The organism is Pseudomonas cremoris, from assembly GCF_014230465.1.
Genome location: NZ_JAAXCY010000003.1, coordinates 412,013 through 430,718 on the forward strand (window position 1 = coordinate 412,013; position 18,706 = coordinate 430,718).

Annotated in this window: 23 protein-coding genes and 1 pseudogene; 9 read left to right on the top strand and 15 right to left on the bottom strand. The window is 58.9% G+C overall.

The window, feature by feature from the left end:
• Positions 1-19: 19 nt before the first annotated feature.
• A complete protein-coding gene (locus HF257_RS08575) occupies positions 20-1,186 on the bottom strand; it encodes an MFS transporter (RefSeq protein WP_185707218.1) in 1,167 nt (388 codons plus the stop codon).
• Positions 1,187-1,199: 13 nt separating this feature from the next.
• Entirely contained in the window at positions 1,200-1,526 is a 327-nt protein-coding gene (locus HF257_RS08580) for an ArsR/SmtB family transcription factor (protein WP_185707215.1), read from the bottom strand.
• Between the two features lie 154 nt (positions 1,527-1,680).
• Between HF257_RS08580 and HF257_RS08585 the strand changes: the two genes are divergently transcribed.
• On the top strand, positions 1,681-2,265 hold the full coding sequence (locus HF257_RS08585; protein ID WP_185707213.1) for an acyl carrier protein phosphodiesterase: 585 nt from the start codon (positions 1,681-1,683) through the stop codon (positions 2,263-2,265).
• Positions 2,266-2,373: 108 nt separating this feature from the next.
• Here the strand turns inward: HF257_RS08585 and HF257_RS08590 are convergent, their stop codons facing one another.
• The gene (locus HF257_RS08590; protein WP_185707211.1) at positions 2,374-3,165 is read right to left on the bottom strand and encodes a lysophospholipid acyltransferase family protein; all 792 of its coding nucleotides are present in this window, start codon (positions 3,163-3,165) and stop codon (positions 2,374-2,376) included.
• The gene (olsB, locus tag HF257_RS08595) at positions 3,165-3,920 is read right to left on the bottom strand and encodes an L-ornithine N(alpha)-acyltransferase (protein ID WP_017736899.1); all 756 of its coding nucleotides are present in this window, start codon (positions 3,918-3,920) and stop codon (positions 3,165-3,167) included. The genes HF257_RS08590 and olsB overlap by 1 nt, the downstream gene beginning before the upstream one ends.
• A 185-nt stretch (positions 3,921-4,105) precedes the next feature.
• Between olsB and HF257_RS08600 the strand changes: the two genes are divergently transcribed.
• Positions 4,106-5,179: a serine hydrolase domain-containing protein gene (locus tag HF257_RS08600; protein ID WP_185707209.1), complete on the top strand. Its 1,074-nt coding sequence runs from the start codon at positions 4,106-4,108 to the stop codon at positions 5,177-5,179.
• Positions 5,176-5,490, top strand: coding sequence for an amidase (locus HF257_RS08605; protein ID WP_185707208.1), 315 nt, complete (start codon positions 5,176-5,178; stop codon positions 5,488-5,490). The genes HF257_RS08600 and HF257_RS08605 overlap by 4 nt, the downstream gene beginning before the upstream one ends.
• Positions 5,491-5,588: 98 nt before the next feature.
• Here the strand turns inward: HF257_RS08605 and HF257_RS08610 are convergent, their stop codons facing one another.
• From HF257_RS08610 to HF257_RS08650, 11 genes are all read right to left on the bottom strand, one after another.
• The gene (locus HF257_RS08610) at positions 5,589-5,978 is read right to left on the bottom strand and encodes a hypothetical protein (RefSeq protein WP_185707206.1); all 390 of its coding nucleotides are present in this window, start codon (positions 5,976-5,978) and stop codon (positions 5,589-5,591) included.
• Between the two features lie 215 nt (positions 5,979-6,193).
• Complete coding sequence (locus tag HF257_RS08615; protein WP_185707204.1) at positions 6,194-6,583, bottom strand: hypothetical protein; 390 nt, start codon at positions 6,581-6,583, stop codon at positions 6,194-6,196.
• Positions 6,580-7,242 carry a hypothetical protein gene (locus HF257_RS08620; RefSeq protein ID WP_408635662.1) on the bottom strand — a complete coding sequence of 221 codons (663 nt, stop codon included), beginning with the start codon at positions 7,240-7,242 and terminating at the stop codon, positions 6,580-6,582. Before HF257_RS08620 ends, HF257_RS08615 begins: the two co-directional genes overlap by 4 nt.
• An 11-nt stretch (positions 7,243-7,253) precedes the next feature.
• Positions 7,254-7,487 (bottom strand): PAAR domain-containing protein, encoded by a 234-nt coding sequence (locus HF257_RS33555; RefSeq protein WP_332872252.1) that lies wholly within the window; start codon positions 7,485-7,487, stop codon positions 7,254-7,256.
• Positions 7,488-7,625: 138 nt separating this feature from the next.
• The gene (locus HF257_RS08625; RefSeq protein ID WP_185712080.1) at positions 7,626-8,015 is read right to left on the bottom strand and encodes a hypothetical protein; all 390 of its coding nucleotides are present in this window, start codon (positions 8,013-8,015) and stop codon (positions 7,626-7,628) included.
• A complete protein-coding gene (locus HF257_RS08630) occupies positions 8,012-8,494 on the bottom strand; it encodes a hypothetical protein (protein WP_233081707.1) in 483 nt (160 codons plus the stop codon). Before HF257_RS08630 ends, HF257_RS08625 begins: the two co-directional genes overlap by 4 nt.
• 1 nt (position 8,495) lies before the next feature.
• Positions 8,496-8,885, bottom strand: coding sequence for a hypothetical protein (locus HF257_RS08635; RefSeq protein ID WP_185711017.1), 390 nt, complete (start codon positions 8,883-8,885; stop codon positions 8,496-8,498).
• Complete coding sequence (locus HF257_RS08640; RefSeq protein WP_408635664.1) at positions 8,882-9,541, bottom strand: hypothetical protein; 660 nt, start codon at positions 9,539-9,541, stop codon at positions 8,882-8,884. The genes HF257_RS08635 and HF257_RS08640 overlap by 4 nt, the downstream gene beginning before the upstream one ends.
• An 11-nt stretch (positions 9,542-9,552) precedes the next feature.
• Complete coding sequence (locus tag HF257_RS33560; RefSeq protein ID WP_332872252.1) at positions 9,553-9,786, bottom strand: PAAR domain-containing protein; 234 nt, start codon at positions 9,784-9,786, stop codon at positions 9,553-9,555.
• A gap of 138 nt (positions 9,787-9,924) precedes the next feature.
• Positions 9,925-10,317: a hypothetical protein gene (locus tag HF257_RS08645; protein ID WP_185712081.1), complete on the bottom strand. Its 393-nt coding sequence runs from the start codon at positions 10,315-10,317 to the stop codon at positions 9,925-9,927.
• A complete protein-coding gene (locus HF257_RS08650; RefSeq protein ID WP_233081534.1) occupies positions 10,314-11,849 on the bottom strand; it encodes a PAAR domain-containing protein in 1,536 nt (511 codons plus the stop codon). Before HF257_RS08650 ends, HF257_RS08645 begins: the two co-directional genes overlap by 4 nt.
• Positions 11,850-12,040: 191 nt before the next feature.
• Between HF257_RS08650 and HF257_RS08655 the strand changes: the two genes are divergently transcribed.
• The 6 genes and pseudogenes from HF257_RS08655 to HF257_RS08680 all read left to right on the top strand — a co-directional run bounded on the left by HF257_RS08655 (position 12,041) and on the right by HF257_RS08680 (position 18,672).
• Positions 12,041-13,216, top strand: coding sequence for a M20 aminoacylase family protein (locus HF257_RS08655; protein WP_185709503.1), 1,176 nt, complete (start codon positions 12,041-12,043; stop codon positions 13,214-13,216).
• A 59-nt stretch (positions 13,217-13,275) separates the two neighbouring features.
• Positions 13,276-14,587 (top strand): annotated as a pseudogene (locus HF257_RS08660) (citrate-proton symporter).
• The gene (locus HF257_RS08665) at positions 14,584-16,026 is read left to right on the top strand and encodes an amidase (protein WP_185709502.1); all 1,443 of its coding nucleotides are present in this window, start codon (positions 14,584-14,586) and stop codon (positions 16,024-16,026) included. The pseudogene HF257_RS08660 and the gene HF257_RS08665 overlap by 4 nt, the downstream one beginning before the upstream one ends.
• 64 nt (positions 16,027-16,090) lie before the next feature.
• Positions 16,091-16,852 (top strand): helix-turn-helix domain-containing protein, encoded by a 762-nt coding sequence (locus HF257_RS08670; RefSeq protein ID WP_185709501.1) that lies wholly within the window; start codon positions 16,091-16,093, stop codon positions 16,850-16,852.
• Between the two features lie 81 nt (positions 16,853-16,933).
• Positions 16,934-17,512: a YceI family protein gene (locus HF257_RS08675; RefSeq protein ID WP_185709500.1), complete on the top strand. Its 579-nt coding sequence runs from the start codon at positions 16,934-16,936 to the stop codon at positions 17,510-17,512.
• Positions 17,513-17,514: 2 nt separating this feature from the next.
• A complete protein-coding gene (locus HF257_RS08680) occupies positions 17,515-18,672 on the top strand; it encodes a phospholipase D-like domain-containing protein (RefSeq protein WP_185709499.1) in 1,158 nt (385 codons plus the stop codon).
• Positions 18,673-18,706 lie beyond the last annotated feature (34 nt).

Sequence of the window (18,706 nt, forward strand, 5' to 3'; positions counted from 1 at the left end):
CCTTTGTCTTTGAAGTGGATCAGTTGGTCGCAGGGGCCAGGTCGGCATCGCCGCCCTGACGGAAAGTAATCAGGGTCACCAGCAGCGCAAGAATCGCCAGGGCGCCAGCGGCCAATGGCACGCTGGTCAGGCCGAAACCGTGGGCAATCACCGTGCCGCCCACCCAGGCGCCGAGGGCATTGCCGATGTTGAAAGCGCCGATATTCAGGGTCGACACCAGGTTCGGCGCGGCCTTGCCGAAGGTCACCACGTTGATCTGCAGCGCAGGCACGGCGGCAAACGCGGCGGTGGCCCACAGGAACAGGGTGATTTCGGTCGGGATCAGCGCAACGCTGGTCCAGGTCAGGGCCGTGGAAACCACCGCCATGCTGATGAACACGCCGATCAAGGTGGCTGCCAGGCGCTTGTCCGCCAGCTTGCCGCCGATGATGTTGCCCAGGGTCAGGCCCAGGCCGATCAACAGCAGGGTCCAGGTCACGCCGTTTGGCGATACGCCGGTGACATCGCCGAGCAGCGGGGCGACATAGGTGAAAAGGGTGAACATCGACGCGGAGAACAACGCGGTCATGGTCAGCGATAACCAGATTCCGGCCCCTTTGAGCGCGGCCAGTTCGGCGCGCATGTCGAGTTTTTCTTCATCACGCTTGGCCGGCAGGAAGCGGATCAGGCCGATCAGGGCTACCACCCCAATCACCGTGACGGCCCAGAAGGTCGAGCGCCAGCCAGCCGCCTGCCCCAGTGCGGTACCCAGCGGCACGCCCAGCACGTTGGCCAGGGTCAAGCCGGTGAACATCAAGGCCACGGCCGAGGCGCGCTTGTTGGCCGGCACCAGGTTGGCAGCGACGACAGAACCAATCCCAAAGAACGCACCGTGGCACAGCGCGGTGACCACACGGGCAAACATCAGCACGTTGTAGTCGCTGGCCAGGGCGCAGAGCAGGTTGCCAATAATGAAGATGCCCATCAACGCTACCAGCGCAGCCTTGCGTGGCAGCTTGGCGGTGGCCAGTGCCATGAACGGTGCGCCGATGGCCACGCCCAAGGCATAGCCGGTGACCAGCCAACCCGCGCCGGGAATCGACACGCCCAAGTCCGCCGCCACATCGGGCAACAAGCCCATGATGACGAACTCGGTGGTGCCGATGGCGAAGGCGCTCAGGGCCAGTATGAGTAGCGAGAGGGGCATTATCGTTTCCTTGTTACAGCGGTTCGCTGATTTCAGAGCTGAGCTCTGTGATGAGCGCATCGAGGAACGCTTGGATGGTGTCCTCGTTGCGTTTGAAAAAGTGCCACTGCCCGGCCTTCTGGCTGCTGATCAAGCCTGCCCGTTGCAGGGTGGCCAGGTGGGCCGACACGGTCGACTGGGACAAGCCGCAGCGCTGGTCGATCTGCCCGGCGCAGATGCCGTATTCGTGGTTGTGCAATTGCTCGGGGAATTGCACTTTCGGGTCTTTCAGCCAGTTGAGGATGTCTCGCCGTACTGGGTGCGCCAGGGCTTTTATTATTTCGTCGAGGTCGATGGACATGGCAGATGCTCGGTGTCTTGAAGCGTTATATCGCGATGAGGCGAACCTTAAATCGTTATATCCCGATATACCAATATGAATTTGGTCTTAATCCAGATTAAATCGGTATATCGGGTTATAACGATACGTAGACGGCAGTGCTAAACTGCGCGCCATGAATTATCTCGCACATCTGCACCTGGGCGGCCAACTTCCTGCGCAATTGCTGGGCAGCCTGTATGGCGACTTCGTCAAAGGCCGCCTGCAGGGCCAGTTCAACCCGCAAATCGAGGCGGCGATCCAGTTGCATCGCTCCATCGACCGCTTTACCGACAGCCACCCGTTGGTGGGGGAGGCGTTGTCGCGCTTCAGCCTGACCCGCAGGCGTTATGCCGGAATCGTCCTCGACGTGTTTTTCGACCATTGCCTGGCGCGGGATTGGGCGTTGTATGCCGACCAGCCGCTGGAGCGCTTCACCTCGCAGGTGTATCGCGTGCTGGCCGCTGAACCGCAGTTGCCGGGGCGGTTGGCACAGATTGCGCCGTGGATGGCGGCGGATGATTGGTTGGGGTCTTACCGCGAGTTTGCGGTGATGGAGCAGGTACTGCGGGGGATTTCGCGGCGGTTGACGCAGCCGCAGGAGTTGGGGTTTGCGATGCAGGAATTGCGGGAGTTGTATGAGCCATTGAGTGAAGACTTCCGGATTTTCTATCCCGAACTTCAGATGTTCGCCCAAGCTCAACTGATTAGTGAGATCTAAATGTGGGAGCGGGCTTGCTCGCGAAAGCGGCGTATCAGTCAGCCTATTTTTAACTGACAGACCGCATTCGCGAGCAAGCCCGCTCCCACAGTTTAAACCGTGCCCGCTTCAGGCCGCGAAGGCTGGTCGCACCGGTATTTGCTCTGCCTCCGGCACCGGCCCAAACAACGCCTTCTGCACAGCCTGTTGCGCCTGATACGCCAGCGCAGCACGCTCCTGCCCGGCACAGGCAATCGGCTTGAGCACATGAATCTCCACATCGCCCTGGTCATTGGCAAACAAACGCATCAGGTGCGAGAGCAAATCATCATCGCCAATAAACGGTGCAAGTGGATCGACCTGGCCATCGCGCAGGTAACGGATCGCCACCGGTTGCAGCGCCACCTCCGCATCAATCGCACTGGCCAACAAACGCCCATGGAACGTGCGCAGGCTGCGCCCATCGGTGGTGGTGCCTTCGGGGAACATCAGCAGCGGGTGCTGTTGTTCCAGGTGACGGGTCATCTGCTTGCGGATCAACTGGCTATCGCCTGAACCACGGCGGATAAACAAACTGCCAGCCTTGGCCGCCAGCCAACCGGCCACCGGCCAGGTGCGCACTTCGGCCTTGGACAAAAACGACATCGGCGCCACGGCGCCCAGCAATGGAATATCGGTCCATGACACGTGATTGCTCACCCACAGCATCGGCTGCGTTGGCAACTCACCGTGTACCGTCACGCGAAAGGGCAGGGCATTGGTCAGGCGCGCCATGAAAAACCGCGACCAGCGCTGGCGCCGTACCATCGAGTTGGCGATGCCCAGGCGCTCAAACACACCAAACACGCTGGCCATGCTCAAGCCCAGCGCGACCACCAACAGCACGCGGGCAATGCGCCCGTACACCCGCAGGCGGCTCATCACATTGCAGCCTTGAAGTGGCGTGCATAACGCGGGCACAACTCGTCGCGCTTGAGCAGGATGAACACGTCGGCCACTTGGAAATCTTCATCCCAGCACGGCTCGCCGCAGATCTTCGCACCCAGGCGCATGTAGGCCTTGAGCAGTGGCGGCATTTCTGCGATCACGTTGGACGGCAGGTCCAGCGCCGGCAATGGCTTTTTCGGTTCGGCGCGCAGGTGTTCGTTGCACAGGTAGCGTTCGCGCAGGCGCTGCATGATCGCGTGGGCCTGGATGCCGCCGTCGTGCATCGGGATGCTCGCGCAGCCCATCAAGTAGCTGTAGCCGCCTTGGTTCAGCACTTCGGCCAATTCGCCCCACAACACGGCGATGGTGCCGCCGTTGCGGTAGGCCGGGTCGACGCAGGTGCGGCCGATTTCCAGGATCGGGCCTTGCAGGTGGAGCAAGCCATGCAAGCTGAATTCTTCTTCGCTGTAGAACCGGCCCAAGGTGCTGGCGGCCGCGTGGTCGAGCAATCGGGTGGTGGCCACCAAGCGACCGCTGTTCAAGTCCCGCACGCCGATGTGGCTGCAGTGAACATCATAGTCATCCATGTCCAGACCCAGTTCCGCGCCTTTCAGTTTGGCGTTGAATTCGCCGCTGAACACGTTGAACCGCAGGGCCTGGGCTTCCTGCAACGCCTGTGCGCCAACCAGGCGTTCGGCTTGCAGACGGCGTTCATTGCCGGTGTCGCTGATGCGGGCGATCTGAGTCATGGCGAGTCTCCGAGTGCCGGCCACGATTTCGGCCGGTCGACTTTGTTGTCCAAAGTCAGGCTATGGAGGCCCGGTGTCATCTCCATGAAGTTATGGTGACGCTTGGATGACAGCCCTCTTGTCGCAAATCTGTCATCACCCTCGGCTAGGCTCGCGGGCTTGAATGCCCCCTTGAGTCTGCGTCCATGGTCAGAGGCCTGTTGTGTGTTGCCCTGCTGTTCGTCACCGTTAGTGCCCACGCCGAAACCTGGCCTGACAAAGATTGGGCCAAAGGCACCGCACTCTCTGGCCCTGCCGTTGATGCCCTGAATGCCTACGCTTTCCCGCCGCGTGATAACGCTACCCGCCAAGGCGTCCGCACCGATGCGTTGCTGGTGATCCGTGACGGCGAAATCATTTACGAACGCTACGCGTCACCGACCACCGCCAGCACGCCGCACCTGACCTGGTCCGTCAGCAAAAGCCTGATGGCCACCGTGTTGGGTGTGGCTTACGGTGAAAACCGTTTCAAGCTGACCGACCCCGCTGCACGCTTTTACCCGCCAATGAAGCAACACCCGAAGGTCACCATGGGCGATTTGCTGCACTGGGCCTCGGGCCTCGACTGGCAGGAAGACTATGAGTTCGCACCGCTGAAATCCTCGGTGGTGGCGATGCTCTACACCCGTGGCCGCAACGACATGGCCGAGTTCGCAGCAGACACCGAGGCCGCCAGCGCACCGGGCCAGACCTTCCGATACTCCAGCGGTGACAGCAATATCCTGTCCGCCACCCTTAAAGGCATGCTGGGTCACAAGGCTTACATGAGCTACCCCTGGGATGCGCTGTTCAAGCCGCTGGGCATACGCAGCGCTACGTGGGAAACCGACGCCGATGAAACGTTTGTTGCCTCCTCCTACGCCTACCTCACTGCCCGCGACTTGGCCCGGGTGGGCCTATTGATGGCGCGCGACGGCCGTTGGGGCGAGCAGCAGTTGTTGCCTAAAGAATGGGTCGCCTTCAATCGCGAACCTTTCGCCAACTACAGAGCTGGTCAGGATGAAGCCGTGCCGGGCGGTCAGTGGTGGCTCAATAAAGGCGCCCCGAGACCCTGGCCCGACGCCCCCGGCGACACCCTCGCCGCGCTCGGACACTGGGGCCAGGCATTGTTCGTGATGCCCGCCGAACACCTGGTCATCGTTCGCTACGGCGACGACCGCGACGGCAGCTACCGCCACAACGACCTGCTCAAACGCGTGCTCGCGGCGGTGCAACCATGATCCGTCGCCGACCGTTTACCAGTGTGTTTCTACTATTGCTCATTGCCCTGCTGGGTTGGACATGGCACGAGCGCGTCAATCTGCAAGCCTTCCCCGACATCATTGCGGCGTACACGGCCAAAGAGTATTGCTCGTGTCGCTATGTCGAGAACAATCCCGCTGAGTATTGCCGGGGGTACGTGAAGCAATACGTGCCCACCAGTGCGTTCAGCGATAACCCGGAGCGCAGTGAAGTGACGGCGAGCGGGTTGGGGCGTACGCATAGGGCGAGGTGGATGGGGGATCGGCATGGGTGTCGGTTGTTGCCGTAATTTTTTCTGTTCTCATGCGCAAATCAAGTGCGGTGTGGTCGGCGGAGTGCTTCATTTGGGGCTTCTCGATAGCGGGCCTTGGGTAAGGCCCGCTTGAGTTATCTGAACTCCAATAAAATTGCTATGCCTATCATCCAAGTGAGGCCGATTGTCATCACTGTTAAGTTGATGATCAAACGACGTTTCAGGTTGCGTGGAAAGTTCTTGAGATCAAGTGGGTCCAGTTCTCCTGTTTTGATCGAAGCCTTTGGCCATGCCACCATTCCGGTAATCTTTGATATTTCTAAAATCGACCAAATCAAACCTCGTTTTCCAAGGCTTGGCCCCCATATATAAATATAGCGGCTGTTTTTCAAAGCTTCCTTTAAAGCGTTTAAGTGACGGTGGCTGAGGTGGAGGCTGTATCCAAGAGTTACAATCGCAAGCAAAAAAGGGAATCCTATAAAAATGATTGCCATCCAAGGGTTCCAATTGTCGATACTGGTCATGGTTGAGTAACCTCATAAAGTTTCTCACCGATAGCTTCACCCGCCTTTCCTCCGACAGTCGTTCCCACCCATGCGCCAGTTCCCACTATGGCCGCGACGCAGACAACACCTCCCAGACCTGCTGTAAATGCACCAATCCCCGCACAGATTGGGACACTGGCAAAACTGGCTATCTTGATCCTAATAAATGGGTCTCTGATGAGGCCCGTTCCGGACTATCTGAGCTTTATCAGTACGGCCGCAACGATCGCCCAAGTTAACGCAATGAACGCTATCGCGATATTACAGAGCAGGCGACGTTTTAGGTGAAGTGGGAAACGCTCAAAATCCACAGGGTTTAAATCTCCAATCTGGATGTGCGCTTTCGGCCAGGTCACCATCCCAGCGATTTTTGCGATCTCCAATAAGGACCAAATCAAGCCTCGTTTACCCAGACTCGGCCCCCAGAGATAGATATAACGGCTGTTCTTTAGCGCCTCCTTTATTTCCTCCAAGTGGCGGCGGCTCAAGTACAGGCTGTACGCAAGGCCAACAGCTGATAGTAGGCCTGGGGCCCCCGTAACAATGATCGCAATCCAAATTGGCCAGCTATCGATGCTGGTCATGGTTGTTTAGCCTCATATATTTTCTCGCCGATGTATTCGCCTCCCATACCACCTAGTGTGGTACCTACCCAGGCGCCCGTGCCCACTACGGCTGCGACACAGATGACTCCTCCGATACCTGCTGTGGCTGCTCCGATTCCTAAACATATCGGGCCACTGGCAGCAAAGGCAGCCGATCCGCTGAAACCGCCAACAAGAGTAGACATTCCGAACTTCCCCCCTTCCGTAAACTTAATCTTCTCGCAAGCCGCCTCAGAATCACCACTACACACCTGCTGAATAGCCAGCACCGAAGAAACACCGCCAAGACCAATCCCAATGTAACCCCCCACTTTCATATATTTAGTCGCCCGACTCACCGCCTCCACATGCGCCGAATACCCCGGAATCTGCCCCGGCCCACCCGCCTTGTCCCAGTGATGCACCAAGCTGCGGCTGGAAATACTCAGCGCTGTTTTCAACTTAGGATGATCACCCAAAGTCGTCTGGCCACGTAGGCGGGTGGAGTTCAGCAGGTGCGCGTCCAACTGAGCGAGTAGGCGCTTGCGGTCGGCGAAGAACTGCGGTGATTTGAGGTGGCCGTGCTGGCGATACTGTTCCTGATGCATCCGTTCAATGGCTTGGAGTGTGTCGCGCAGGTTGCCCAGGTGTTTTTCCATCACCACCGCACTCACACCCAGCCAGGTCGAGGTGTGGCCAGCGTCCCCGCCATGAGCCTGCCATGACTGTGCATATGCGAGACGCCACCCACGATTCGATAGATTTTCCCATCCTTTCCGCAGGTCACTCGGTCGCCTTCAAAGGCATGAAAAAGGGCATGGGGTTTGATTCCGTTATCACCATCCAGAACTTCCCCTCCGCAGGTGGTTTTGTCACCCAGGCCTATGTAATAGCCTTCAGTCATTATTCACTCCTCGATATGCCTCGAACGAGTTGGGCATGTTTAAAACCATCACTGAACCTACGCTCAAACGCATTCAACGCAGGTTTAATTGTGGTTAGAAAGTTATCTGTAAGCGGTCTTAAATTAGTTCCCCTTGATTTATTTTAACTTCACTAGAATGACTGCAGCTCCCATCCAAATTACGGAGGTAAAGATCATCGTCGTAACGATTGTGAGAAGACGTTTCAGATGAGGCGGGAAGTTTTCAAAGTCTACGGGGTCCAAGTCGCCTAAGCGGATGTGTGACTTTGGCATCATGATCATCCCGGCGATTTTTGACATTTCCAACAGAGACCAAATTAAACCCCGTTTCCCGAGGCTATCTCCCCAAAGGTAAATATAACGGCTGTTTTTCAAGGCTTCCTTTATGGCGTCCAAGTGACGGTGGGTGAGGTACTGACTGAATGCCAGGCCCATAACTCCAAGTAGAATTGGGCCGCTAACAAACCAAAATGCTAGCCAGGACTTCCAGAAATCTTCCGCGGTCATGGCAAAGTTTTCTCATACAAAATATCACCACTCATTTCACCGCCCATGCCACCGACAGTCGTACCCACCCACGCGCCGGTCCCCACTATGGCCGCGACGCATACAACACCACCGATTCCCGTGGTGACGCCAAGCGCCGCGCAAATTGAACCACCGGCTACGCTACTGGCCCAGCCACTGGTAGCGCCAAAAAAGGTTGAGCCTATGAATTTCCCACCCTCAGTAAACTTGACCTTCTCACAGGCCGCTCCCGAATCCTCATTGCACACCTGCTGAATAGCCAGCAACGATGAAACACCGCCAAGACCAATCCCAATGTAACCCCCCAGTTTCATATGTTTAGTCGCCCGACTCACCGCCTCCACATGCGCCGAATACCCCAGAATCTGCCCCGGCCCACCCGCCTTGTCCCAGTGATGCACCATGCTTTTACTGGAAATGCCGAGGGCCGTTGTCAACCTTGGGTGATCCTTCATCAAGCTACTTAATCTTCAGCAGCACGACGACGACCGTTAACCAAACGCCGGTAGCAATTACCATCGCGAAGTCGAGTCTCAGTAGGTGTTGGAGGTAAGGAGGGAAGTTTTTGTGATCGACAGTATCGAGATCGCCGATGCGGATATGTGTCTGCGGCATCATTATCATCCCTGTGATTTTTGCTATCTCCAGCAGTGACCAAATCAAACCCCGTTTCCCCAGACTCGTCCCCCAAATATAAATATAACGGCTGTTCTTTAACGCCTCTTTCAAGGCCTCCAGGTGACAGCGACTCAAGTACAAGCTGTATGCAATATTCACAAGCGCGAGCAGGCTCCAGCCACCAATAACAAAGATCGCAACCCAGGGGGACCAAGTGTCGATACTGGTCATGGGTGAGTAACTTCGTACAATTTTTCTCCGATCGCTTCGCCTGCTATTCCTCCGCCCGTCGTGCCCACCCACGCGCCGGTGCCTACAACTGCTGCGACGCAGATTACGCCTCCTATTCCTGTTGTGACGCCAAGAGCCAAGCAGGTCGGACCACTGGCAAGCAGCCCTGCTCTTCCACCCCAAACACCACCAGCAGTGGATAAGCCGAATTTCCCCCCTTCAGTAAACTTGACCTTCTCACAGGCCGCTCCCGAATCCTCATTGCACACCTGCTGAATAGCCAGCAACGATGAAACACCGCCAAGACCAATCCCAATGTAACCCCCCACTTTCATATATTTAGTCGCCCGACTCACCGCCTCAACATGCGCCGAATACCCCGGAATCTGCCCAAACCCACCCGCTTTGTCCCAGTGATGCACCAAGCTGCGGCTGGAAATACCCAGCGCTGTTTTCAACTTAGGATGATCACCCAAAGTCGTCTGGCCACGTAGGCGAGTGGAGTTCAGCAGGTGAGCGTCCAGCTGAGCGAGCAGGCGCTTGCGTTCGGCGAAGAACTGCGGTGATTTGAGGTGGCCGTGCTGGCGATACTGTTCCTGATGCATACGTTCAATGGCTTGGAGTGTGTCGCGCAGGTTGCCCAGGTGTTTTTCCATCACCACCGCACTCACACCCAGCCAGGTCGAGGTGTGGCCAGCGTCCCCGCCATGAGCCTGCCATGACTGTGCATATGCGAGACGCCACCCACGATTCGATAGATTTTCCCATCCTTTCCGCAGGTCACTCGGTCGCCTTCAAAGGCATGAAAAAGGGCATGGGGTTTGATTCCGTTATCACCATCCAGAACTTCCCCTCCGCAGGTGGTTTTGTCACCCAGGCCTATGTAATAGCCTTCAGTCATTATTCACTCCTCGATATGCCTCGAACGAGTTGGGCATGTTTAAAACCATCACTGAACCTACGCTCAAACGCATTCAACGCAGGTTTAATTGTGGTTAGAAAGTTATCTGTAAGCGGTCTTAAATTAGTTCCCCTTGATTTATTTTAACTTCACTAGAATGACTGCAGCTCCCATCCAAATTACGGAGGTAAAGATCATCGTCGTAACGATTGTGAGAAGACGTTTCAGATGAGGCGGGAAGTTTTCAAAGTCTACGGGGTCCAAGTCGCCTAAGCGGATGTGTGACTTTGGCATCATGATCATCCCGGCGATTTTTGACATTTCCAACAGAGACCAAATTAAACCCCGTTTCCCGAGGCTATCTCCCCAAAGGTAAATATAACGGCTGTTTTTCAAGGCTTCCTTTATGGCGTCCAGATGACGGTGGGTGAGGTACAGGCTGAATGCGAGGCCAGCAAATCCAAGCAGGAGCGGGCCGCCAGCAACAATCCAGAAAGCCAGCCAGGATTTCCAAAACTCTTCCGTCGTCATGGCAAACTTTTCTCATACAAAATCTCTCCGCCCATTTCGCCACCCATACCACCGATAGTCGTACCCGCCCATGCGCCTGTCCCAACTAAAGCTGCCACACAGACAACGCCTCCTATACCAGTCGTAACGCCCAGTCCCAGGCAGATCGCACTACCGGCAATGCCGCCTGCCCATCCGCCAACTGCACCGCCGCCAACGGAGACTGCGAACTTCCCAGCCTCAGTAAACTTGACCTTCTCACAGGCCGCTCCCGAATCCTCATTGCACACCTGCTGAATAGCCAGCAACGATGAAACACCACCAATACCGATGGCAAGATAACCCCCCGCCTTCATATATTTAGTCGCCTTACTCACCGCCTCAACATGCGCCGAATACCCCGGAATCTGCCCCGGCCCACCCGCCTTGTCCCAGTGATGCACCAAGCTGCGGCTGGAAATACCCAGCGCTGTTTTCAACTTAGGATGATCACCCAAAGTCGTCTGGCCACGTAGGCGAGTGGAGTTCAGCAGGTGAGCGTCCAACTGAGCGAGCAGGCGCTTGCGTTCGGCGAAGAACTGCGGTGATTTGAGGTGGCCGTGCTGGCGATACTGTTCCTGATGCATCCGTTCAATGGCTTGGAGTGTGTCGCGCAGGTTGCCCAGGTGTTTTTCCATCACCACCGCACTCACACCCAGCCAGGTCGAGGTGTGGCCGATGAAGCTGGCTATTTCTGCGCTGTGACGATGCAGGAAGTCAGCCTCATCCGGCGTGAGTGAATCCAGTGAGGCGTAGACCTGTTGGGCGGCCTGCATCAGTTGTGATTCTTGATAGGTGCAGGCCGTGTTGTTCGGATCACTGAGCACAATCAGTGAACCGGCTTTAACGTTCACCGTGCGAGGATTGAGCGCTTGGAATTTGCGCATCACCGCCGGATCAGGTGCAGGAAACAGCGTTCTCTCCAACGCTTCGCGGCTCATGCTTTTTGGGACGATATAAAAACCGGGCTCCTGACCCTTCTCGCCATTGAATTCCGTCGATACTGCGGCGCCAGAAGGTTTAAAGCCAGATTGACGCGGCGCTTCAGGGCCGCCATTTACAGTTGATGGGTTTGGTTGAGCAGCCCGCTGACTCACTGGCGGTGTCGCGCTCTGCTGTTGATAGGTAGCTGTTAACACCGAGGGAATCAGCCGAGCACCACAAGGGCAACTGCTGACGCTGTCCAGCGTACCAGCAACACGCTTTCCATTACGTTTCATATTGGGAACGCCGCCGAGAATCCGGAACATTCCTTGATGATTTCCGCAAGTAACTAGAGCACCTTCCAGCGCGCGCAAAAGGCCATGCAACTTGAATGTTGGATCACCTTCGAGAATTCTTCCGCCGCAGGTTGTTTGGTCCCCTAGAACAACAAAGTGCCCTTTGCTCATTGTTTTGCCCATTATCACTATGATTTTTTTGGCCGGACGGTCCGGTCCTGCTCGTTTCGATAAGAAAACTGACGCGTGATGCATATCAATCGAGGCAAACGAGTAAGAGGAGGCCAGCGTCAAGCCAAACTTTGGAGAGGCATCTGCTCGAGGTAAAGTCAGACACTTCCGAGAGTTGCGTCGTAAAAGTCAGATGCCGCTCCTGAGGTTCCACCCAGTGGAACCACCTTTGATTGTCCTCTCGCTCACATCGCGGTTAGCTGGCGGTGTGCAGCAAACAAGAACGGGAACACCCGCCTGTGAGGAGAATCACCATGCGCCCACACCAGCACATCCTGGATTGGCTCAGCGACGTGGCCGGCGACTTACACGCCGTGCGTCACGACATTCACGCCCATCCCGAACTCGGTTTTGAAGAAAACCGCACCAGCGCCTTGGTTGCGAAATCCCTGAGGGAATGGGGCTACGAGGTTCACACCGGCATCGGCAAGACCGGCGTGGTCGGTGTGCTGCGCAACGGCAGTAGCCCGCGAACCCTGGGCATTCGCGCCGATATGGACGCCTTGCCCATCATCGAAAACACCGGCGCGGCCTACACCAGCCAGCATGCGGGTTGCATGCACGCCTGTGGGCATGACGGTCACACCACCATGCTGCTCGGCGCCGCGCGCTACCTGGCGGCGACGCGGCAATTTGACGGCACCCTGAACCTCATCTTCCAACCCGCCGAAGAAGGCCAGGGCGGCGCCGAAGCCATGCTCGCCGACGGTTTGCTGGAGCGCTTCCCCTGCGATGGACTGTTCGGCATGCACAACATGCCGGGCTTGCCTGCTGGGCATCTGGGCTTGCGCGTTGGGCCGATGATGGCGTCCCAAGACTTACTCACCGTCACCCTTGAAGGCGTCGGCGGCCACGGCTCCATGCCGCACCTGACGGTAGACCCGCTGGTGGCGGCGGCGAGCATGGTGATGGCGTTGCAGACGGTGGTGGCGCGCAACATCGACACCCAGGAAGCTGCCGTGGTCACGGTCGGCGCGCTGCAAGCAGGACAGGCCGCCAACGTGATTCCTCAAGAAGCGCTGTTGCGTTTGAGCCTGCGCGCACTCAATCCACAAGTGCGCGAGCAGATGCTGGAGCGCGTATTCGCCATCATCCAGACCCAGGCCGCGAGTTTCGGCTGCACGGTGCAGATCGAACATCGCCCGGCCTACCCGGTGCTGGTCAACCATCCCGAAGAAACCGAGTTCGCCCGTCAGGTCGGCGTGGCCTTGCTCGGTGCGGACGCCGTGGACGGCAACACCCGCACGCTGATGGGCAGCGAAGACTTCGCCTGGATGCTGCAACGCTGCCCCGGCAGCTACTTGTTCATCGGCAATGGCGTGTCACGGCCGATGGTGCATAACCCCGCCTATGACTTCAACGACGACATCCTGCTGACCGGCGCCGCCTATTGGGGCGCGCTGGCCGAGAGCTGGCTCAAGCCTGCCTGACGACCGCCTTTTTCTGCCGCTGGACCCTTTCCCACGATCGGTTGAATGGAGTGTTCCTCATGCAGACTTCACACACAGGCGTATCCCGCACCCGCCAAGTGGTGGCGGCCGTGATCGGCAATGCGCTGGAATGGTATGACTTCATCGTTTACGGCTTTCTGGCCAGCATCATTGCCCGGCAGTTTTTTCCGTCAGAGGATGAGTACGCATCGCTGCTGATGGCCCTGGCCACCTTTGGCGTGGGCTTTTTCATGCGCCCGGTGGGCGGGATTTTGCTGGGCATGTATTCCGACCGCAAAGGCCGCAAGGCTGCGATGCAACTGATTATCCGGCTGATGACCGTGTCCATCGCGCTGATTGCCTTCGCACCGAACTACGCCGCCATCGGCATGGGCGCGCCGATGCTGATCGTGGTGGCGCGCATGCTCCAGGGCTTCGCCACCGGTGGTGAGTACGCCAGCGCCACGGCGTTCCTGGTGGAAAGTGCGCCGGCTCATCGCAAGGGGCTTTACGGTTCCTGGCAGTTGGTAGGGCAGTGCCTGGCGGTGTTTGGCGGGGCCGCGATGGTGGCCATGGTCACGCACTTCTTTTCGCCGCAAACCCTCGACCTGTGGGGGCTGGCGCTTGCCGTTTGTGTTTGGCTTGCTGATCGGCCCGGTGGGGCTGTGGATTCGCCGGCACATGGAAGACCCGGAAGAATTCATCGAGGCACGCAAGCAAGCCACCGGCCCGGCGCCGAGCCTGATGCAGGTGGTGCGCGAGCATCGGCGCAGCATCCTGGTATCCATGGGCCTGGCCTGTGGCGCGACGGTGTCGTTCTACGTGGTGTTGGTGAACATGCCGACCTTCGCGCACAAGAGCCTCGGCCTGCCGCTGGACCAGGTATTGATGGTGCAGATGTTGGCGGTGGCACTGATGACCGTGGTGATTCCGCTGTCGGGCCTGTTGTCGGATCGCCTCGGTCGGCGCCCGGTATTGATGGCGTTCACCCTGGCATTTTTTGTGATGGTCTACCCGCTGTACGTGTGGGTAGCCGCCGCACCTTCCATCGAGCGTTTGCTGGTGATGCAGGTGATGCTGTGCACGGCCATCGGCGGGTTCTTCGGCCCGGCACCCACCGCGTTGGCCGAGCAGTTTCCCATCGAAGTGCGCTCGACCGGCGTGTCGGTCGCCTATAACGTAGCGGTCATGGTGTTTGGTGGTTTTGCGCCGTTGATCGTCACCTGGCTGACCAAAGTACTGGGCACGCCGGTGGCGCCATCCTTCTACGTGCTGTTTGCTTGCGTGCTCACGCTATTGGGCACCTACTGCATGCAGGAGGCTCCGCGAGCCAGGAAGCCGCAGCCGTTTTCAAGTGAGGTGAAGCCTTGAGTATTGTTGATTGGGATGCCAGCGAGCTGTCGCGGGCGATTCATGCGCGGCAAGTCTCGTGCGAAGACGTGATGCGGGCGTACCTGGCGCAGATCCAACGTTTCAACCCAGGAGTGAGTGCGCTGGTGTCGCTGCGCGATGCCGACGAGGTGCTGGCCGAGGCGCGGGCCTGTGATCGTGAGTTGGATCAAGGCCAGTCACGCGGCTGGATGCATGGCATGCCCCAGGCGATCAAGGACCTGGCGGCGACCAAGGGCTTGCGTACCACATTGGGTTCGCCGTTGTTCGCCGAACATGTGCCCACCGAAGATGCCATCAGCGTGGCGCGGGTACGGGCCAGCGGCGCGATCATCATCGGCAAGACCAACGTGCCGGAGTTCGGCCTGGGTTCGCAAACCTACAACAGCCTGTTCGGCACTACCGGCAACGCCTACGACCCGCGTCTCGTCGCGGGCGGCAGCAGCGGCGGGGCGGCGGTGGCCTTGGCGCTGCGCATGCTGCCGGTGGCCGATGGCAGCGACATGATGGGTTCTTTGCGCAACCCGGCAGCGTTCAACAACGTGTTTGGCCTGCGCCCGTCCCAAGGCCGTGTGCCGTATGGGCCGACGCCGGAACTGTTTGTGCAGCAACTGGGCACCGAAGGCCCGATGGGGCGCAGCGTGACGGATGTGGCGCGGCTGCTGAGCATCCAGGCGGGATATGACCCACGCGTTCCATTGTCATCCAAGGACGATCCGGCACTGCTGGGCCAACCCCTGCAGCGTGACTTCAAGGGCACACGCCTGGGCTGGCTGGGGGACTACAACGGCTACCTGCCGATGGACGACGGCGTGTTGAGCCTGTGCGAATCGGCCCTCGGCGATTTCGTCACGTTGGGCTGCGAGGTAGAAAGCTGCCAGCCCGAGTTTTCCATGGCGCGCCTGTGGCGCAGTTGGTTGGTGCATCGCCATTGGCTGGTGCACGGCAACCTCGGCGCCGCGTATGCGAACCCGCAAAAGCGCGCGCTGCTCAAGCCCGAGGCGCAATGGGAAGTGGAGGGTGGCCTGGGCTTGAGTGCCCAGCAGGTGTACCAGGCGTCGGTGGACCGCAGCGAGTGGTATCGCGCGTTGGCCAAACTGTTCGAACGTTACGATTTCCTGCTGCTGCCTACCGCCCAAGTGTTCCCTTTCGATGCACAACACGCCTGGCCGCGCCTCGTCGGTGGGCGCGAAATGGACACCTACCACCGCTGGATGGAAGTGGTGATTGGTCCGACCCTGGCCGGTTTGCCGAGCATGAGTATCCCGGTGGGCTTCAACCCCCAAGGCCTGCCCATGGGCGTGCAGGTCATCGGTCCGGCCCAGGCGGACCGTGCGGTGCTGCAATTGGCCTACGCCCACGAACAGCTGACGCAATGGGTGCAGCGTCGACCACCGGCCTGCCTTGAATCGACAGGTTGATGCACGACCGGGCCTGTATCTTGCTGTGAAAAATGATCATCCACCGGCATCAGGGAGATCGAACATGGCCGACACAGGCACCGTACGCTCGGTTGAGCGCGCACTGGCAATTGTCGAGTTGCTGGGCGAGCACCAGGCCTTGGGGCTGGAGGAACTGCATTACCTCACGCATTTACCCAAGGCCACCGTGTCGCGCATGTTGCTCACGTTGCAGGATCAAGGCTGGGTCTACCGTGGCCTGAGCGACCGGCGTTACCGTCTGCGTGCCCGGCGCTTGTTTGGCGACACGCAGCAACGCTTCAAGCGCCAGATGGTGGAAAGCGCCGCGCCCTGGCTATTGGAACTCAGTGAGCGCACCGGGCTGGTGGTGGATTTGTCCTGCTTTGACGGCGAGCGCCTGGAAGTCATGGAAAGCGCGATCCCCGGCGTGCTGCGCAAGCTCTATCCCAACAACTGCCAGATCGTCGGCCAGCACGCCAGCCTGTTTCATTCGGCGATGGGCAAGGCGTGCCTCACGCAATTGCCGGCAGAAGAAGTGCAGCGTCTGGCGGGCCGGGAGCACGTGGCGGCGGATGAGCAATACCGAGCTTGCGAGCAAAGCCAGCACCAAGGGTTTGGCCAGCGGACAGAGGGGTATTGGGAGTATCCGGTGCGGTTGCCGTTCCTGATACGCGCCGTGGCGTTGCCGGTACGGGCCAATGGGCGATTGGTGGGGAGCATGGCGCTGCATTGGCCAATGCACCAGGCGCCGGTGGAGCGGGTGTTGAATTTGCATATGGCCAGTTTGGAGCAGGCCGTGGGGGAGGTGCAGCGCGCATTGGCCTAGACCGCCGCTCCCACATTGGATTTGCGTCGTTTGTGACATTGCGCTTAAGGTTCGTGCAGGTTTTTCGCCCCACGAGTCTTTATGTCAATCAAACCCCTGGCCTTCGCCCTGCTCGCCGCCGCTGCCGTGCCAGCCCATGCCGACTGGTACCTGGATAACGAATCTTCACGCCTGTCGTTCGTCACCACCAAGAACACCGAGATCGCCGAAGTGCAGCGCTTTTTGGTGTTGCACGGCAAGGTCGACAGCAAAGGCGCAGCGCAGTTGGAAGTGGAGCTGGAGTCGGTCAACAGTGGCGTCCCGTTGCGTGACGAGCGCATGCGCAATGAGTTGTTCGAGATCAAGACCTTCCCCGATGCGCTGATCAACGCGCAAATCAATCTGCAACCCATCAATGACCTGGCCCCCGGCGCGCAATTGGAATTGCGTTTGCCATTGAGCGTCACCCTGCACGGCAAGACTCAAACCTACAGCGCCGAGCTGCTGGCCACGCGCCTGGATGACCGGCGTTTCCAGGTCGTGACTCTGGAGCCGCTAGTGCTGCATGCCGAGGATTTTGACCTGGTGCCAGGCGTGGCAACGTTGCGCAAGGCCGCCGGTTTGGAATCCATCAGTCTGTCGGTGCCGGTGGGTGCGGTGCTGATCTTCACGGCGCGCTGACCATGGCCGGCGCGGTGTTCCCGTGGCGCAGCGCCAACCGTTTCGAGTTGTTGATCGACGGGCCGAGATTTTTCCCGCAGATGCTGGTGGACATTGCCCGCGCCGAGCGACAAGTCGAGTTGGAGTTGTACCTGGTGGAAGCGGGTGCCTGTGCCGAGGCCCTGGTGCAGGCACTGATACTTGCCGCCGAGCGTGGTGTGCAGGTGCGTTGCCTGTTCGATGACTATGGCAGCCTGGCGTTTAGCCTTGGGCTGCGCAAGCGCCTGACTGACGCTGGCGTGGAGCTGCGTTTCTACAATCGCCTGAGGTTGCGCCGCTGGATGCGCAACCTGTATCGCGACCACCGCAAGCTGTTGCTGGTCGATCAGCACGTCGCCTTTGTGGGCGGCACCGGCGTCACCGACGAGTTCTGGACGCCGGGCCAGGACACCGCCGACTGGCATGAAGTGATGGTGCAAATCAGCGGCCCGTTAGTGTTGGACTGGCAGGCGCTGTTCGACCGCCAGTGGCATGCCAACGCCGCCCGCCGGGAGTGGAAACCCGCCACCCGTTTCGGCCTGTCGCGCTTGCCCAAGATGCCCGCCACCGGACCGGGACTTGGGCGTGTCGCCTATGCTGACGCCCGCCAGCACCGCGACATCCTGAAATCGCTGATCCGCGCATTAAACAGTGGCCACCAACGTATCTGGCTGGCGACTCCGTACTTCCTGCCAACCTGGGGCGTTCGTCGTGCGTTGCGGCGAGCCGCGGGGCGCGGTGTGGATGTGCGGCTGTTGCTCACTGGCCCGCGCACCGATCATCCGTCTGTGCGTTATGCCGGGCACCGTTACTACCCGCGTCTGCTGCGCTCGGGGGTGCAGATTTTTGAATACCAGCCGTGCTTTCTGCATCTGAAAATGGTGCTGGTGGACGATTGGGTCAGCGTGGGGTCATGCAATTTCGATCATTGGAATTTGCGTTTCAACCTGGACGCCAACCTGGAGGCGTTGGACCCGCCATTGACGCAGGCGGTGGCGGGCAGTTTCGAGCGTGATTTTGCCCAGAGCCTGGCAGTGAGCCTGGAGGCATGGCAGGCGCGGCCATTGTGGCGGCGGGTGAAGCAGCGGGTGTGGGGGTGGATTGATCGGTTGGTGGTTAACCTGTTGGACAGACGCGGCTAATCAGGTCAACTCGATCTAAATGTGGGAGCGGGCT

Bases quoted from the DNA above. Each gene is read 5' to 3' on its own strand.
- HF257_RS08680 (WP_185709499.1), top strand. From the start codon at position 17,515: ATGGCCGGCGCGGTGTTCCCGTGGCGCAGCGCCAACCGTTTCGAGTTG.
- HF257_RS08605 (WP_185707208.1), top strand. From the start codon at position 5,176: ATGATCCGTCGCCGACCGTTTACCAGTGTGTTTCTACTATTGCTCATT.
- HF257_RS08675 (WP_185709500.1), top strand. From the start codon at position 16,934: ATGTCAATCAAACCCCTGGCCTTCGCCCTGCTCGCCGCCGCTGCCGTG.
- HF257_RS08590 (WP_185707211.1), bottom strand. From the start codon at position 3,165: ATGAGCCGCCTGCGGGTGTACGGGCGCATTGCCCGCGTGCTGTTGGTG.
- HF257_RS08670 (WP_185709501.1), top strand. From the start codon at position 16,091: ATGGCCGACACAGGCACCGTACGCTCGGTTGAGCGCGCACTGGCAATT.
- HF257_RS08585 (WP_185707213.1), top strand. From the start codon at position 1,681: ATGAATTATCTCGCACATCTGCACCTGGGCGGCCAACTTCCTGCGCAA.
- HF257_RS08575 (WP_185707218.1), bottom strand. From the start codon at position 1,186: ATGCCCCTCTCGCTACTCATACTGGCCCTGAGCGCCTTCGCCATCGGC.
- HF257_RS08640 (WP_408635664.1), bottom strand. From the start codon at position 9,541: ATGGAAAAACACCTGGGCAACCTGCGCGACACACTCCAAGCCATTGAA.
- HF257_RS08635 (WP_185711017.1), bottom strand. From the start codon at position 8,885: ATGACCAGTATCGACACTTGGTCCCCCTGGGTTGCGATCTTTGTTATT.
- HF257_RS08610 (WP_185707206.1), bottom strand. From the start codon at position 5,978: ATGACCAGTATCGACAATTGGAACCCTTGGATGGCAATCATTTTTATA.
- HF257_RS33555 (WP_332872252.1), bottom strand. From the start codon at position 7,487: ATGACTGAAGGCTATTACATAGGCCTGGGTGACAAAACCACCTGCGGA.
- HF257_RS33560 (WP_332872252.1), bottom strand. From the start codon at position 9,786: ATGACTGAAGGCTATTACATAGGCCTGGGTGACAAAACCACCTGCGGA.
- HF257_RS08620 (WP_408635662.1), bottom strand. From the start codon at position 7,242: ATGGAAAAACACCTGGGCAACCTGCGCGACACACTCCAAGCCATTGAA.
- HF257_RS08625 (WP_185712080.1), bottom strand. From the start codon at position 8,015: ATGACCGCGGAAGATTTCTGGAAGTCCTGGCTAGCATTTTGGTTTGTT.
- olsB (WP_017736899.1), bottom strand. From the start codon at position 3,920: ATGACTCAGATCGCCCGCATCAGCGACACCGGCAATGAACGCCGTCTG.
- HF257_RS08655 (WP_185709503.1), top strand. From the start codon at position 12,041: ATGCGCCCACACCAGCACATCCTGGATTGGCTCAGCGACGTGGCCGGC.
- HF257_RS08600 (WP_185707209.1), top strand. From the start codon at position 4,106: ATGGTCAGAGGCCTGTTGTGTGTTGCCCTGCTGTTCGTCACCGTTAGT.
- HF257_RS08615 (WP_185707204.1), bottom strand. From the start codon at position 6,583: ATGACCAGCATCGATAGCTGGCCAATTTGGATTGCGATCATTGTTACG.
- HF257_RS08580 (WP_185707215.1), bottom strand. From the start codon at position 1,526: ATGTCCATCGACCTCGACGAAATAATAAAAGCCCTGGCGCACCCAGTA.
- HF257_RS08645 (WP_185712081.1), bottom strand. From the start codon at position 10,317: ATGACGACGGAAGAGTTTTGGAAATCCTGGCTGGCTTTCTGGATTGTT.